Annotated in this window: 11 protein-coding genes and 1 tRNA gene; 5 read left to right on the top strand and 7 right to left on the bottom strand. The window is 63.6% G+C overall.

The window, feature by feature from the left end:
* Positions 1–102: 102 nt before the first annotated feature.
* Positions 103–636 (bottom strand): PaaI family thioesterase, encoded by a 534-nt coding sequence (locus CT676_RS21720; RefSeq protein WP_085403636.1) that lies wholly within the window; start codon positions 634–636, stop codon positions 103–105.
* A gap of 300 nt (positions 637–936) precedes the next feature.
* On the opposite strand from CT676_RS21720, the gene CT676_RS21725 reads away from it, so the two are divergent.
* Complete coding sequence (locus CT676_RS21725; RefSeq protein ID WP_161495888.1) at positions 937–1899, top strand: helix-turn-helix domain-containing protein; 963 nt, start codon at positions 937–939, stop codon at positions 1897–1899.
* A 146-nt stretch (positions 1900–2045) separates the two neighbouring features.
* On the opposite strand, the gene CT676_RS21730 is transcribed toward CT676_RS21725, so the two are convergent.
* A tRNA-Ser gene (locus CT676_RS21730) sits at positions 2046–2135 on the bottom strand.
* 196 nt (positions 2136–2331) lie between these two features.
* Here CT676_RS21730 and CT676_RS21735 point away from each other — a divergent pair.
* Positions 2332–2673, top strand: coding sequence for a hypothetical protein (locus CT676_RS21735; protein WP_063980509.1), 342 nt, complete (start codon positions 2332–2334; stop codon positions 2671–2673).
* Positions 2674–2710: 37 nt separating this feature from the next.
* Here the strand turns inward: CT676_RS21735 and CT676_RS21740 are convergent, their stop codons facing one another.
* The 5 genes from CT676_RS21740 to CT676_RS21760 form a co-directional block, all read right to left on the bottom strand.
* Positions 2711–4174, bottom strand: coding sequence for a trehalose-6-phosphate synthase (locus CT676_RS21740; RefSeq protein ID WP_085403638.1), 1464 nt, complete (start codon positions 4172–4174; stop codon positions 2711–2713).
* Between the two features lie 235 nt (positions 4175–4409).
* Positions 4410–5231 carry a trehalose-phosphatase gene (otsB, locus tag CT676_RS21745; protein WP_135215350.1) on the bottom strand — a complete coding sequence of 274 codons (822 nt, stop codon included), beginning with the start codon at positions 5229–5231 and terminating at the stop codon, positions 4410–4412.
* Between the two features lie 3 nt (positions 5232–5234).
* On the bottom strand, positions 5235–6722 hold the full coding sequence (locus tag CT676_RS21750; RefSeq protein ID WP_085403639.1) for an MFS transporter: 1488 nt from the start codon (positions 6720–6722) through the stop codon (positions 5235–5237).
* Positions 6723–7224: 502 nt separating this feature from the next.
* Positions 7225–9258, bottom strand: a complete 2034-nt coding sequence (locus tag CT676_RS21755) for a HAMP domain-containing methyl-accepting chemotaxis protein (protein WP_085403640.1) — start codon at positions 9256–9258, stop codon at positions 7225–7227.
* A gap of 213 nt (positions 9259–9471) precedes the next feature.
* Entirely contained in the window at positions 9472–11511 is a 2040-nt protein-coding gene (locus CT676_RS21760) for a HAMP domain-containing methyl-accepting chemotaxis protein (RefSeq protein ID WP_135215351.1), read from the bottom strand.
* Between the two features lie 341 nt (positions 11512–11852).
* Between CT676_RS21760 and CT676_RS21765 the strand changes: the two genes are divergently transcribed.
* From CT676_RS21765 to CT676_RS21775, 3 genes are all read left to right on the top strand, one after another.
* Complete coding sequence (locus CT676_RS21765) at positions 11853–12338, top strand: (2Fe-2S)-binding protein (protein ID WP_085403642.1); 486 nt, start codon at positions 11853–11855, stop codon at positions 12336–12338.
* Between the two features lie 85 nt (positions 12339–12423).
* A complete protein-coding gene (locus tag CT676_RS21770) occupies positions 12424–14766 on the top strand; it encodes a xanthine dehydrogenase family protein molybdopterin-binding subunit (protein WP_085403643.1) in 2343 nt (780 codons plus the stop codon).
* A 13-nt stretch (positions 14767–14779) separates the two neighbouring features.
* Positions 14780–15580, top strand: a complete 801-nt coding sequence (locus CT676_RS21775) for a xanthine dehydrogenase family protein subunit M (RefSeq protein ID WP_085403644.1) — start codon at positions 14780–14782, stop codon at positions 15578–15580.
* The last annotated feature ends 100 nt before the right edge of the window (positions 15581–15680 follow it).

A 15680-nucleotide genomic window follows, 5' to 3' on the forward strand; every position in this document is an offset into this window, starting at 1 on the left:
GCTGGTCAGGAACTGGCGGGGTACCGCGACCGGGATGTCCGAGAACGAGCTTGAACAGACGTCGGGAGCGGCGGGCTGGAGTGATGAAGCCTTGGATGCGAGTCAGAAGGCGAATTCCAGGCTGGCGTGCGCAACCAACTTTCCCGTCGACGCAAACGAAACGCGGGTTTCCGTGAAGGCCGACGCTTTGCCAAAGCGCAATACTTCTGCTCTTACATGATAGTCATCGTTGACGGCTGGACGCAGGAAGTGAGTGTGCTGATACACGGTGCCTTTAGTGATGAGCCCCGTCGTGCCCACAGACAGTGATGCAACCGAGTCAATGGCCGCCATAATTGCCTGGCCACATACCGCGCAGCTTGACAATTTGAGCGCATCATTTTGTGGAAGCATCGCGGACACGATGCCCGGGCAGACCTTGAACTCGCGAAGGCCGAGCATTTTCACCCAAGGCGCGAAAACATATTCGTACAACTCAAGAACGGTGGCATCCGTCACTGGCAAACAATGAAGCGGAACCGGAATTCCAGGCCGCCCAACTGCCGAGGCAGGATCGGACTCGTTTTGCGTTGCCTGCTCGGTCACAAGAGCCCGGTTTCCCGTTAGCGTCATTGTATTCTGAACTTCTGCAATCATTGTTGTCTCCGATTCTCGTCAAAGCGTGACTACGATGATCGGAATCTAGGCGGCTGGACCGCAGGTGTCGTGAGACGATCGCGCCCAATCGTCCGTACGAACGCGCACCGCCTGGCGCGCCTCGCGGCCATGCTGACACGATCTCGGGGGCGTGATTTGGCGTGACGCAGAGTTGAGTGGGACCCGTCCCGGGCCACGCTAGCTTGATCAAACGTCTACCCGTGGTTTCGGCGCGGGCCATTACAAACCGTGCGATTAGGCTTGCCAAGACTCGCTTTACCAAGACCCGCGGAGGCGATGATGCACCCGAGCGACGATTTTCTCAGCGCTCCAGAATTGGACTATGACGGTTTCCGAGCTGCAATGCGCGAGGATTGGGGATGGTTTACTCCTGCTCGCGAAACCAACATCTTCGCCAGCAAGGTGCGCACGCGGCGCCTCTTCGGATTCGCTGCAGTGGATCTCACCTGCAGCGCTACCCGCCTTGAGCGGACGGAACAGGACATTCGCCGTGATAATATGGAGTACTATTTCGTCACAGTTCAGGATACCGGCGAATCGATTATCATTCACAACGACCGAGTCGTAAATATCACTGCTGGCGATGTCGTCCTGCTCGATTCCACAAAGCCCGTGACATTCATCTCGCGGGCCCAAGACAGCGCGCGATGGCTTGGTGTGCAAGTGCCGCGCCAGAAGCTGGCGTCGCATCTCGGCTTCGAACCGCAAGGTGGCGTGTGCGGTCCTCGGCAGGCGCAAGCGTCACGTCTGCTTTGTCAACTCGCTCTTGACCCGATCAGCGATGCAGAACCGGCGTTCGCGTCGACTGATAACTTTATGCATCTGGTGGTCTACGATCTCCTCGGCGCACTGTTTGCACCTCCCGCCCCGCTTGGCTCGCGTCACAACGACAAGCTGTTCATGCGCGTCTGCGGCATCATAAAGGACCGCTTTGCCGATCCGGACATCTCTCCGCGGGAGGTGGCTGCCGAGGCGGGAATTTCACTGCGCTATTTGCAGAAACTGTTCACGGTCCGTGGGTCGACATGCGGTCACTACATATGTTCGGCCCGTCTGGATCATGCGGCGCGTCTGATCGAACGCCGCGCGTTGATGAAGACAGGTCAGCCGCTCAGCGATATTGCCTACGCCTGCGGCTTTCGCGACTACACGCATTTTGCGCGCGGCTTCCGCCGGCGTTTCGGCACCGCGCCGGGCGCCGTCGGAGCAGGCACCACCGATAACGACAGCGCACGGGTGTGAAGGCTGCAGAAACAGAGGCAAGCGCAGTTAAGCTCGGCTCTCGACCGAATTCAGAAAGGATCTCGCTTTCCAACCCCTGCCGCGCCCAGAAGCAAGCCGGGGGTCGACCGTCGAAAACAGAGATCTACCTAACATTCGATAGGAGCTGGCGGAGAGAGTGGGATTCGAACCCACGGTACGGTTTCCCGCACACACGCTTTCCAAGCGTGCGCCTTAAGCCACTCGGCCATCTCTCCGGAGCGCCCTCTCTTGAAGGGGAGCCGATGATTTTGCAAGAGATCGCGGGTAAATCGGGTGAATTTTCCGTAAGACATTGTATTTGAAAGACAATATCTGGCGCCAGCTGGCGCTTCGGAACCGCTCAAAGGCTGAACCGGAAGCGGGTTTGGCGCGACGATTCACTCAAGACCGCCAAACACGACCGGGGACGCCATGACCATCCAAAAGACCATCGTCGCGCTGGGCCTGATTTCGGCCCTTGGCTCCGCCTTTGCCGCGTCGGCCGCCGCGCAGGTCTGCACCCGGCAGGGCGTCGACGTGAGTTGCGACGACGGGCGGCGCGGGGTGCTTTCGGGCGATGCCATCATCTGGCCGGACGGGACGCGCTCGAACGCCTCGCCGCATCCGAGCGTGATCATCGGCAACAAGAGCTCGGTGCATGTCGGACCCGGCGTGTTCGTCGGCCAGGGCAAGGGCATGGTGCCGCTGGACGATCCCAACGCGCCGAACAAGCGGCAATGCGCGATTCTGGACGGGGTGTCGTATTGCTATTGAGCACCTCTCCCCGCGAGAACGGGGAGAGCAAGAGAGCTTAAATCAACCTTACACCTGATATCGCCGACTTCAGCCAGCGTAGCGCCTGCGGCGGCTGGGTCTCGAGCGGCGCGACGACGGCCTTCTCGGTCCGGCACTTCTCCAGCTCGGCAACGAAGTCGGCGGACCATTGCTGGATGGTGTGGCCGCGCAGCGTCTTCATCATCGCGTCCCAGCGCATCTTGCGCTCGGTGAGCGACATCGCGGCCGCGACCGCGATCGCGCGGGCCATGCCGTCGATATCGTGCGGATTGACCAGCAGCGCCGTTTCGAGCTCGTTGGCGGCGCCGGCGAACTTCGACAGCACCAGCACGCCGGGATCGGCCGGGTTCTGCGCGGCGACATATTCCTTGGCGACGAGGTTCATGCCGTCATGCAGCGGCGTCACCACGCCGATCTGCGCGGTGCGGTAGAGACCCGCAAGCACGGCCTGGCTGAAACCCTTGTTCAGGTAGCGGATCGGCGTCCAGTCGACCTCGCCGTGGCGGCCGTTGACGTCGCTGACGAGACGCGCGACCTCGTTCTGGAGATTGCCATAGGCCTCGATCGCACCGCGCGAGGGGTTGGCGATCTGGAGCAGCGAGATGCTGCGCGCAAACTGCGGATGCTCGGTCCAGAGCCGGTCGAACGCGCTGATGCGATTGACGAGACCCTTGGAATAGTCGAGCCGGTCGACGCCGATCGCGAGCCGCTCGCCGTTGAGACTGCGGCGCAGCCGCGACACGTCGGGATGCGAGGCCGATTTCGCCGCGTAAGCCGCGAACTTTTCCGCATCGATGCCGATCGGAAAGACCTCGCAACGCGTACGGCCATGCTGCGAGATCGCGACGCCGTCTTCGACGGCGAGACCGAGTTCACTCGCGACATAGCCAAGGAAATTCTGGCAATCCTCATTGGTCTGGAAGCCGAGCAGATCGTAGGCCAGCATCGCCGTGATCAGTTCGCGATGATTGGGCACGCCCTGCATCACCGCGACGACCGGCCACGGCGTGTGCAGGAAGAAGCCGATCGGATCATCGACGCCGAGATCGCGCAGCTCCGCGCCGAGCGCGAGGAAATGATAATCCTGCACCCAGAACGCCGTTTTCGCTTTCCGGAAGCGCATCAAGGCGCGCGCCATGAAGGCGTTGACCTCGCGATAGCTGACATAGTCGTCGCGCGAGACGCGGATCAGATCGCTGCGCGAATGCAGCGCCGGCCACAGCGCCGAATTGGCAAAACCTTCGTAATAGCCGCCGTAATGCGCCGCCGGCAGATCCAGCGTCGCTATCGCACCCGACCCAAGCGCTTCGATCTCGGCGAACGGTTCCTTCTGATGGCCGTCGCGCACACGGCCCGACGAACCCACCCAGATAGCACCCGAATGTTCCACCACGGGAAGCAATGCCGCAGCCAAGCCGCCCGTCATCGGCTCGTTGGGTTTACCGCGCGCAACTCGATTTGAAACGACGACTAAATTCACAGGTCGTCCCCTCCTTCATTCCAACCCGTTTAACTGCTGTTCATCAATATGGTTCCTGTCCATCATTTGTACGAAATGAAACCAAAATCAGGCACATGCGTTGGAACCAGTTTTTCTGCTGGGAACCCGGCGGTTTCGCTCAACAAAGTCAGTTTTCGTGACTGTGTTGCCCAGCATGAATTGCGCGCGCAAGCGAACGACGCGAGCGACAATGTGGCCCCGAGGTGTCGGTGCCTTATTCCAACCTTGTGTCGTCGAGCAGACGCGCGAGGAACGCGCGCACATCCTTCGGCTCATCGAAATGGCCGTTGACGCCGATGGCGCGGCGACCGACCGAGAAGGACAGCCCGTTCATGTCGGGCATGATCGCGAACACGGTCTCATCGGTAACGTCGTCGCCAATGAAGATCGGACGGCGCCCTTTGAAGGGCTCATGCTTCATCAATTCGCGCACGCCGGTGGCCTTGGTGAAGCCGGAATGCTTGATCTCGCAAACGAACTTGCCGGGCAGCACCTCGATCGGCGCATTGGGCAGATCGGCGCGGATCAGCGAGACGGCTTCGAAGATCGCCTTCTCCGCATGCGGCGCGAGACGATAATGCAGCGCCAGCGAATAGCCCTTGTCCTCGAGCAGAATGCCGGGGCTGAGCTTGGCGATCGCAGCCAGGCGCCGCTTCAGTTCCTTGTCCATCGGCGGCGCGTGCACGTCGTCGGCCTCATTGCCCACCGACAGGCGCATTTCCGCGCCGTGACCGGCGACCGCGCGAAACACGTCGGGTGCGAAGATCAGGTCGATGTCGTTGAGCGAACGGCCGCTGACCATCGCCAGCGCGCCGGACGTGCGCTCGGTCAACAGGTTCAGCGTTTCCGACAGGCCCGGCGGCACCCACACCTCGCGCGGCGTCGGCATCAGGTCGAGCAGCGTGCCGTCGATGTCGAGCAGGATCGCGGTCTCGCCGAGATGCGGCACGAGCGCATGCGGCACCGGCACCGCGTCGGGCGCTTCTTCGTCAACCATGTGGCGCTTCTGATCCAATTCCGCGAGTTCCGATTTCATAGTCTACTCCATAAAGGCAAGCGGCCGCGCGATTTGTTCGAGCGATTTGCGTTCCGCGGCGACGGCGTAGCGCCACGCCACGATCGCAGCCACGATCATCAGGAAGGCCCCCAGCAAATAGCCCGCGAACACGCTGGTGCGTGATCCCGTGTCGATCAGCGCGCCGAACAGCGCGGGCCCGATCACGCCGCCGATGCCGGTGCCGATTGCGTAGAACACCGCAATCGCCAGCGCGCGCACTTCCAGAGGGAACGTCTCGCTGACGGTCAGGTAAGCCGCGCTCGCGGCGGGCGAGGCAAAGAAGAAGATCACCATCCAGGCAATGGTCTGCCCCTGCGCGCTCAGCGCGCCGATCGAGAACAGATAGCCCGAGAGCGCCAGCAGCACGCCCGACACGCCGTAGGTAAACGTAATCATGACGCGGCGGCCGAGCGTGTCGAACAGGCGCCCGAGCAGCAGCGGACCGAGGAAGTTGCCCGCGGCGAACGGCAGGAGATACCAACCGACATGCTCGGCGCTGATGCCGTAGAAGTCGGTCAGCACCAGCGCGAAGGTGAAGAAGATCGCATTATAGAAGAATGCCTGCGCAACCATCAGCACGAGGCCGACCAGGGAGCGCTGGCGATAGACGGAGAACAACGTGTGCACGACCTCCCTGATCGGCGTGTGGTCGCGCATCTTCAGTCGGATTTTCGTGAAGCGGCCGTCGCTCGCATGCTGGTCGTGCCCGATCACCGAGCGCTCGATCTCGTCCACGATGGCGTGGGCCTGGTCGGGCCGGCCGTGGATCATCAGCCAGCGCGGGCTCTCCGGAATCCACATCCGCATCAACAGCACGACGAGGCCGAGGATCGCGCCGATGAGATAGGCGAGGCGCCAGCCGAGATCGGGACCGATCAATGCGGGATCGAGCAGCACAATGGCCGCCACCGCGCCCATCGCCGCGCCGATCCAGAAACTGCCGTTGATGACGAGATCGGTCCAGCCGCGATAACGCGCCGGCACCAGTTCCTGGATCGTCGAGTTGATCGCAGTGTACTCGCCGCCGATGCCGGCGCCGGTGAGAAAACGAAACAGCGCGTAGCTCGCGACATTCCACGACAAGGCGGTCGCGGCAGTCGCGGAGAGATAAAGCGCCAGTGTGATGAAGAACAGTTTCTTGCGGCCGATGCGATCGGTGAGCCAGCCGAAGCCGAGCGCGCCGAGCACCGCACCGGCGAGATACGCGGAATTGGCGATACCGAGATCGAGATTGGAGAATTGCAGCGACGGACTCTGCTTCAACGCGCCGGAGAGCGCGCCGGCCAGCGTCACCTCGAGCCCGTCGAGGATCCAGGTGATCCCGAGCGCCAGCACGACGCGGGTATGAAAGCCGCTCCACGGCAGCGCATCGAGCCGCGCGGGAATGCTGGTCTCGATGATGCGGTCAGCCGCGACCGCCGCAGAGACTGCAGGTCCATAATTCAGCGCTGGGCTTTGCTGCAATTCCATCGCGTTGCTGGGTCTAACCAATGGAAGCGGCCCCGGTTCACATGGTGTGGACGGGGGCGTTCCGATCATGGAGGTGCGGCATTCCGCCTGCCACCTGCGACAACGCCTGCGGCAAAGGCGGGTTCCCGCGGGAACAGCCGCTGGGATCGTCCGTTTCCGATGGAGCCGCAGGGAGTTGACGCATGGCTCACGTCAGAAAGACGACACATTCGCGCAAAACCTGGAGCGCGCGAAGGTGGAGTTGAAGCGGACGTTCGGGAGGGAGTGAGACTCGCTCTTTACCCCGCTGTCGTCCCGGACAAGCGAAGCGCAGATCCGGGACCCCTAACCACAGAAAGTGGTTTGGCGAAGACTTGGAGTTACCACCGTCCGTCTCAACTATCCGTTGGGAGTATGGATCCCGTATCGGCGCGCGCCTAAGGGCGCGCTTGTCCGGGACGACAGCGGAGTATGAGGCGATAGCGAGGTCTTCAGGCGCCAAGCGCCTGACGCGCGGCGAGCCTTACGCGGCCCTGATATTGCCCATAAAGCGATCGAGCTCGGCGCGCAGGCGCGTGCTTTCGGATGACAACGTCTTGGCCGAGTTCAGCACCTCTTCCGAGGCCGAACCGGTTTCGGCGGCGCCGCGGTTGACCTGGCCGATGTCGGTGGCGGCGGTCTGGGTGCCCTGCGCAACGGTCTGGACGCTGCGCGCGATTTCCTGCGTCGCGGCGCCCTGCTGCTCCACTGCGCTCGCAATCGACGTCGAGATCGACGAGATCTGGCCGATGGTCGCACCGATTTCCTTGATCGCGGCGACCGACTCGGCGGTCGCACCCTGCATCCCCGTAATGTGGGAGGAGATTTCGTCGGTTGCCTTCGCGGTCTGACTAGCCAGCGACTTCACTTCGCTGGCGACCACTGCGAAGCCGCGGCCGGCCTCGCCCGCGCGCGCCGCCTCGATGGTGGCGTTGAGCGCAAGAAGATTGGTCTGCTCGGCGATCGCCGTGATCAGCTTGACCACTTCGCCGATCTGCTGGGCGGCGTGCGAGAGCTTGCCGATGCGGCCGTCGGTTTCCTTCGCCTGCACCACGGCAGCTTCCGCAATACGGCTGGAGTCGCGCACCTGGCGGCCGATCTCCTCGACCGAGGCCGAGAGCTCTTCGGTGGCGGTTGCGACCGACTGCATGTTGCTGGAGGCCTGCTCGGACACGCCGGCGACCTGGCTCGACAGGCTCTGCGTGGTCTCGGCGGTGCGGGTCAGCGTGGAGGCCGCCGATTCGAGCTGCACGGCCGAGGCCGAGACGTTGGAGACGATGGCGCCGACGGCGCTCTCGAAATCGTCGGCAAAGCGAATCAGCTCGGAGCGGCGGCTTGCGGCCTGCTCGCGATTTTGGGCTTCGCTGGCGGCGGCGTCGCGCTCGGCTTTCGCGACAGCCTGAACCTTGAATTCCTCGACTGCACCGGCCATCTCGCCGATCTCGTCCTTGCGTCCCAGGCCCGGCAACACGACGTCGAAATTGCCGGACGCAAGCTCGCGCATCGCCTTGCACATCGCGATCATCGGACGCGAGATGCCGTTGCCGAGCATCAAGGCCAGCACGGCGCCAATGGCGAGGCCGCCGAGTGCCATCATCAGCATCAGCCGTTCGGTCTCGGTGATGGTGGAGTTGGCGCTCGCTTCGATGCGCTGCTGATCCGAGGTCAGATCGGACCGCAGCTCGGCCGAGAGCTTGAGAATGCCCGCCGCCGTCTTGGTCATCTCGCCGTTCAACTTGACGATGACCTTCACGTTCTCGGTCAGCTTCGAGAATGAGGTGCGGTACTGCTTCAGCAGATTGCCGATCTCGGTGACGCGGTCGGTGATCTTCTGGTCATTGGCATAGATCGAGACCAGCAGGGTCTCCAAAAACTTGATGCGGGCGATCACGCCGTCGGCGGTCTTCGGCTCCGGCTTGGCGACGAAGGCACTGACCGAGGTCGAGACCGCGAGATATTGCGAGGTGACGTCCTTGGCCGTGGTCTGAACCGAGTTCAGCCCTGCCAGCGCGGCCGTATCGGCGAGATCGTCGAACTTGAAGCGGATCTTGTTGCCGACGCTGTTGAGCTCGTCGGCGGCGATCTTGTTGTTCTCGCGCGTCAGCGTGATGATCTCACCGAACACCTTGGTGAAGCGCTGGAATTCGGCCCCGAGCTTGCCGACCTGCTCGCGGCGCGCCGCGCCGGTCGTGGCCGCCACCGACTTGGCGATCGCGCCCTTCAGATTCTCTTCGGCGGCCTTGGCCGCGGTCTCGTCATCGGTCGCGCCCGTCAGCGTATAGGCCCGCGCCAGTCCCTGATAGGCGATCAGCTCGCGGTCCACGGTCCGCGCGAGGTCCGCTTCCGACACGCTGGCCCGGTAGGAGGCCACGGCGGCCTGGATCCGCTCGAAGCCGAAATAGGCGAAAGCCATGCTGACGGCGAGGATGGCGAGCACCGCCACGAAGCCGAGGATGATTTTTGCACGAAAACGCAGGGTGAAGAGCTTCGATGTGTTCGGCGTCGACTTGACGGGCATTCCCCACCCCATTCCATTCGCGGAAAACCAGGCGCAGCCCGGAAGCAGCCCGCTTCCTGACTCGTGAGCACGGTAGAGTGCAAAGGATAAGCGGCGGTAAATTTATGGCGTCGCAACTTGCGGTTAGGTGACGCGGCCGAGCCTGTCGTCCCCGCGAACGCGGGGACGACAGCCGAGAGTGGAGCGACAACGAGGGCTTCAGGCGTCGCAAACCTACGCCGCCCGGATATTCCCCATGAAGCGATCGAGCTCGGCGCGCAGGCGGGTGCTTTCGCTGGACAGGGTTTTGGCCGAATTCAGGACCTCCTCCGAGGCCGAGCCGGTTTCGGCGGCGCCACGGTTGACCTGGCCGATGTCGGTGGCGGCGGTCTGGGTGCCCTGCGCGACGGTCTGGACGCTGCGGGCAATCTCCTGCGTCGCGGCGCCCTGCTCTTCCACCGCGCTAGCGATCGAGGTCGAGATCGACGAAATCTTGCCGATGGTGGCGCCGATCTCCTTGATCGCGGCGACCGACTCGGCGGTCGCACCCTGCATTCCCGCGATGTGCGAGGAAATCTCGTCGGTGGCCTTCGCGGTCTGGCTGGCCAGGGACTTCACTTCGCTGGCGACCACGGCAAAGCCGCGGCCGGCCTCGCCCGCGCGCGCCGCCTCGATGGTGGCGTTGAGCGCCAGAAGGTTGGTCTGCTCGGCGATCGCGGTGATCAGTTTGACCACCTCGCCGATCTGCTGGGCGGCGTGCGACAGCTTGCCGATCCGGCCGTCGGTTTCCTTGGCCTGGACCACCGCAGCTTCCGCGATGCGGCTGGAATCGCGGACTTGGCGGCCGATCTCCTCGACGGAGGCGGAAAGCTCTTCGGTCGCGGTTGCGACCGACTGCATGTTGCTCGAGGCCTGCTCGGAGACACCGGCGACCTGGCTCGACAGGGTCTGCGTGGTTTCGGCGGTTCGGGTCAGCGTGGAAGCCGCCGATTCGAGCTGCACGGCGGAAGCCGACACGTTCGACACGATGGCACCGACCGCGCTTTCAAAATCATCGGCGAAGCGAATCAGCTCCGAACGGCGTGCGGTGGCCAATTCCTTGTTCTGGGCTTCGCTGGCGGCGGCGTCGCGCTCGGCCTTGGCCACGGCCTGAACCTTGAATTCCTCGACCGCGCCGGCCATCTCGCCGATCTCGTCCTTGCGGCCGAGGCCCGGCAGCACGACGTCGAAATTGCCCGACGCAAGCTCGCCCATCGCCTTGCACATCGCGATCATCGGACGCGAGATGCCGGTGCCGAGCAGGAAGGCGAGGATCGCGCCGAGCAGCGTGCCGCCGACGGCCAGCATCAGCACCAGTTGCTCGGTCCGTCCGATGGTCGCTTCCGACTCCGAATCCAGCCGCTGCTGCTCGGCGACGAGGTCCGCTTTCATCGCGGTCGCGCCTTGCAGGATCGCACCGGCAGAACCGCTCATCTCGGTGACGAGCTCATCCACCATCTTGGCGTTGGCGATCAGCTTCTCCAGCGCTTCGCGATAGGCCACGAGGATGGTCTTGGCGTCCTTCAGGCCGGCGACGATCTTGTCGTCCATGGAATAGACCGCGCCGAGCGAATTCTCGACGAATTTCAGCCGCGCCAGCGCGCTGGTCGCGATCGCCTGGTCGGACGTCAGCACGAAATTGGTCGCCGCCGCGCTCGCGGTCTGGAACTGGGCGTTGACCTGCTTGGTGCCGAACTCGATCGACTGCGCCTCGGAATCGGAGGCATTGTTGCCGATATCGTCAAGCTTGTATTTCAGGAGATTGGCTTGGCGCGTCAGCTGGTTCTGCACCAGCAGCGCGCTGTCGCGCTTGGCCTTGAGGACCTTGGCGAAGGTCGCGGAGAAGTTGGAGAATTCCTTGGCGAGCTTGTTGAGGCCGTCCTGCCGCGCCGGCTTCTGGGCACTCTTGACGGCCTGGTCGATGGCGCTCTTCAGGCCGGTCTCGGCGTCCAGCGCTGCCTTGGCATCGTCCTCCTTGCCGGTGACGACGAAATAACGGACGGCCGAGCGGTAGGCGAGCAGCTCGCGGTCGATGTTGCGGGCGAGATCGGCCTCGGTGACGCTGCTGCGGTAGGACCCGACCCCGGCCGAGACCCGCTCGAAGCCGAAATAGGAGAAAGCCATGCTGCCGGCGGAGATCACCAGCACCGCGGCGAAGCCGAGGATGATCTTGGCGCGGAACCGGAGGGTCGGAAATATTGTACGCTTCGACGGCGACGCGATACGCCCGGACATTCCAACCCCCATTTTCTATTCAGCCGTGATCCGGAGGCGGCTCGCCTCCAGACCCGGATGCGCAAAACTAGGGCAGAATGGATAAAGGGCGGTAAATTCGCCGCACCTGCGCAATTTCCGGCTTTGTCGGCCAAAAGCCGACCGGATGGGATGACGGCTGGCATCCCACATGGGCCGGCCATTTTGCGGCGGTCGACCCGCTTCGCCCACCCAAGTCATTGCCCGATCGTCGGGATCGATGACTTTTCCATGACCGGCGTGACCAAAATCCTAGTTGCAATGTCCGTGGGCGGCGGTCTCTAATTAGAAACAATCAAAATCAATCCGGGGAGGTATGTTCCGTGTCTACAGTCAAACTGACGGTGAACGGCAAGGCCGTTGCCGTCGACGTCGAGGACCGCACGCTGCTGGTCCAGCTCCTGCGGGATCACCTCAACCTCACCGGGACCCATGTCGGCTGCGATACCAGCCAGTGCGGCGCCTGCGTCGTACACGTGGACGGCAAGGCGGTGAAATCCTGCACCATGCTGGCTGGTCAGGCCGACGGCGCCAGCGTCACCACCATCGAAGGCATCGCCAAGGGCGATGAGCTGCACCCGATGCAGGCCGCCTTCCGCGACAATCACGGCCTGCAATGCGGCTATTGCACGCCGGGCATGATCATGTCGGCGATCGACATCGTGCACCGCCATGGTGGTGAGCTCGACGAGCCCACGGTCCGCCACGAGCTCGAAGGCAATATCTGCCGCTGCACCGGCTACCACAACATCGTCAAGGCCGTGCTGGATGCAGCCGGGCGCATGAAGGTCTCGCAGGCGGCCGAGTAAAGCGGCGCGCCTCGAATAAAGAACCACCGCTGCTGCTTTCGAGGGAAAGCGCAGTCAAAGAAACTTCCGGTCGGGAGGACCAGACATGGGTGTTGAAGGCATCGGCGCGCGCGTCGTGCGCAAGGAAGACAAGCGTTTCATTACCGGCAAAGGCCGTTACGTCGACGACATCAAATTGCAGGGCATGACCCATGCCCATTTCATCAGAAGCCCGCATGCGCATGCCAAGGTGAAGAAGATCGATTCATCCGCCGCGCTCGACATGCCGGGCGTGGTCGCCGTGCTCACGGGACAGCAGATCGTCGACGACAAGGTCGGCAATCTCATCTGCGGCTGGGCCATCACCTCCAAGGACGGCAGCCCGATGAAGATGGGCGCATGGCCGGCGATGGCGCCGGAAACCGTGCGCTTCGTCGGTCAGGCCGTCGCGGTCGTGATCGCCGACAGCAAGAACCTCGCGCGCGACGCGGCCGAAGCCGTGGTCGTGGATTATGAAGAGCTGCCGGCAGTCGCCGATATCCATGCCGCGATCAAGGCCGGCGCAGCCCAGCTTCACCCCGAAGCCCCCGGCAACCAGGTCTATGACTGGGTGATCGGCGACGAGGGCGCGACGGATGCCGCCTTCGCCAAGGCCGCCAATGTGGTCAAGCTCGACGTCACCAACAACCGCCTCGCCCCGAACGCGATGGAGCCGCGCGCGGCGATCGCCGACTATGACGCGGCGGAAGAGCACTTCACGCTCTATACGACCTCGCAGAACCCGCACGTCGCCCGCCTCGTGCTGTCGGCGTTCTACAACATCGCCCCCGAGCACAAGCTGCGCGTGATCGCCCCCGACGTCGGCGGCGGCTTCGGCTCAAAAATCTTCATCTATCCCGAGGAGATGGTGGCGCTGTGGGCCTCGAAGAAGGTCGGCCGTCCGGTAAAATGGACCGGCGACCGCACCGAGGCCTTCCTCACCGATGCGCATGGCCGCGACCACGTCACCCATGCTGAGATGGCGTTCGATGCCAACAACAAGATCACCGGCTTGAAGGTGAAGACCTACGCCAATTTCGGCGCCTACATGTCGCTGTTCTCCTCGTCGGTCCCGACCTATCTCTACGCCACGCTGCTGTCGGGCCAGTACAACATCCCGGCGATCCATGCCGAGGTGGTCGGGGTCTACACCAACACCACGCCGGTCGACGCCTATCGCGGCGCAGGCCGCCCCGAGGCGAGCTATTTGATCGAACGGTTGATGGAGACGGCGGCGCGGCAGCTCAAGGTCGATCCGGCAGCACTGCGCCGGAGCAACTTCATCACCCAGTTCCCGCACCAGACGCCTGTCATCATGGCCTATGACACCGGCGACTTTAACGCCTCGCTCGACGCCGCGATGAAGGCGATCGACTATGCCGGCTTCGCAGCCCGCAAGGCCAAGGCGAAGGCGGACGGCAAGCTGCGCGGCATCGGCGTGTCCTGCTACATCGAGGCCTGCGGCATCGCGCCGTCGAAGGCCGTCGGCAGCCTCGGCGCCGGCGTCGGCTTATGGGAATCCGCCGAAGTGCGGGTCAACCCGGTCGGCACCATCGAGATCCTGACGGGCTCGCACAGCCACGGCCAGGGTCACGAGACCACGTTCTGCCAGCTCGTCGCGGAGCGCCTGGGCGTTCCCATCAGCCAGGTCTCGATCGTCCATGGCGACACCGACAAGGTGCAGTTCGGCATGGGCACCTACGGCTCGCGCTCCGCGGCCGTCGGTCTCACCGCGATCCTGAAGGCGATGGAGAAGATGGAGTCCAAGGCCAAGAAGATCGCAGCGCATGCGCTCGAAGCGTCCGAGGGTGACATCGTCATCGAGAACGGCGAGTTCAAGGTGGCCGGTACCGACAAGGCGATCGCCTTCCCGATGGTCGCGCTCGCGGCCTACACTGCGCACAATCTGCCTGACGGGATGGAGCCGGGCCTGAAGGAAAGCGCCTTCTACGATCCGACCAACTTCACCTTCCCGGCCGGCGCCTATATCTGCGAGCTTGAGGTCGATCCCGGCACCGGCAAGACCTCCTTCGTCAACTTCGTCGCGGCCGACGATTTCGGCCGGCTGATCAACCCGATGATCGTCGAGGGACAGGTCCATGGCGGCCTCGCCCAGGGCATCGGGCAGGCGCTGCTCGAGCACGCCATCTACGATGCCAACGGCCAGCCCGTCACGGCCTCGTTCATGGATTACTCCATGCCGCGCGCCGACGACCTGCCCTCGTTCAACCTCTCCCACACCACGACGCTGTGCCCGGGCAATCCCCTGGGCATCAAGGGCTGCGGTGAGGCCGGCGCGATCGGCGCCTCTGCGGCCGTGATCAACGCGATCACGGATGCGATCGGCAAGAACAATCTGGAAATGCCCGCAACCCCGGATCGGGTGTGGCGCACGATCCACGCGGCCTGAGAGGAGCAACAAGATGTACCAGACCACTTATCATCGCCCCTCCTCGGTCGACGAGGCCGTCGCCCTGTTCGGCAAGAGCAGTGAGGCGAAATTCCTCGCCGGCGGCCAGACCTTGCTGCCGGTCATGAAGCAGCGGCTCGCCAGCCCGTCCGACGTGATCGACCTCGGCAAGATCAAGGAGCTGCACGGCGTCGAACTCTCGGGCGACGTGCTGACCATCAAGGCCGGCACGACCTATTTCGACATCATGCAGAATGCCGATGTGAAGAAGGCGATCCCCGCGATCGCCTATCTCACCTCGGTGCTCGGCGATCCCGCCGTGCGTTATCGCGGCACGATCGGCGGCTCGATCGCCAACAACGATCCCGCCGCGGATTATCCGGCCGCGCTGCTGGCGCTCGGTGCCACCGTCAAGACCAACAAGCGGTCGATCTCGGCCGAGGACTTCTTCCAGGGCCTGTTCACGACGGCGCTGGAAGACGGCGAGATCATCACTGCGGTGTCGTTCCCGGTGCCGGCGAAGGCAGGCTACGAAAAGATGCGGCATCCGGCCTCACGCTTCGCGCTGACCGCCGTGTTCGTCGCGCAGACGAAGTCGGGCGAGATCCGTGTTGCCGCCACCGGCGCCTCGCAGAGCGGCGTGATGCGGGTGCCCGCGATCGAAGCCGCGCTGAAGGCGAACTGGTCGCCGTCGGCGCTCGACAATGTCAGCATTCCGGCGAGCGGATTGCTGGCCGATATCCACGGCACGGCGGAATACCGCGCCAACCTCGTCAAGGTGATGGCGCAGCGCGCGGTGGCTGCCGCGGGCTGACCGAGTCGATAAAGCGCGACAGCGCGTCGCGCCTTAGCGCCTCAACACAAATCTTCCGCGGCGCGCAGCAATGCGCGCCGCTTTTATTATGCGCCCATGC

Source organism: Bradyrhizobium sp. MOS001, from assembly GCF_004634465.1.
Classification (GTDB): Bacteria; Pseudomonadota; Alphaproteobacteria; order Rhizobiales; family Xanthobacteraceae; genus Bradyrhizobium; species Bradyrhizobium barranii.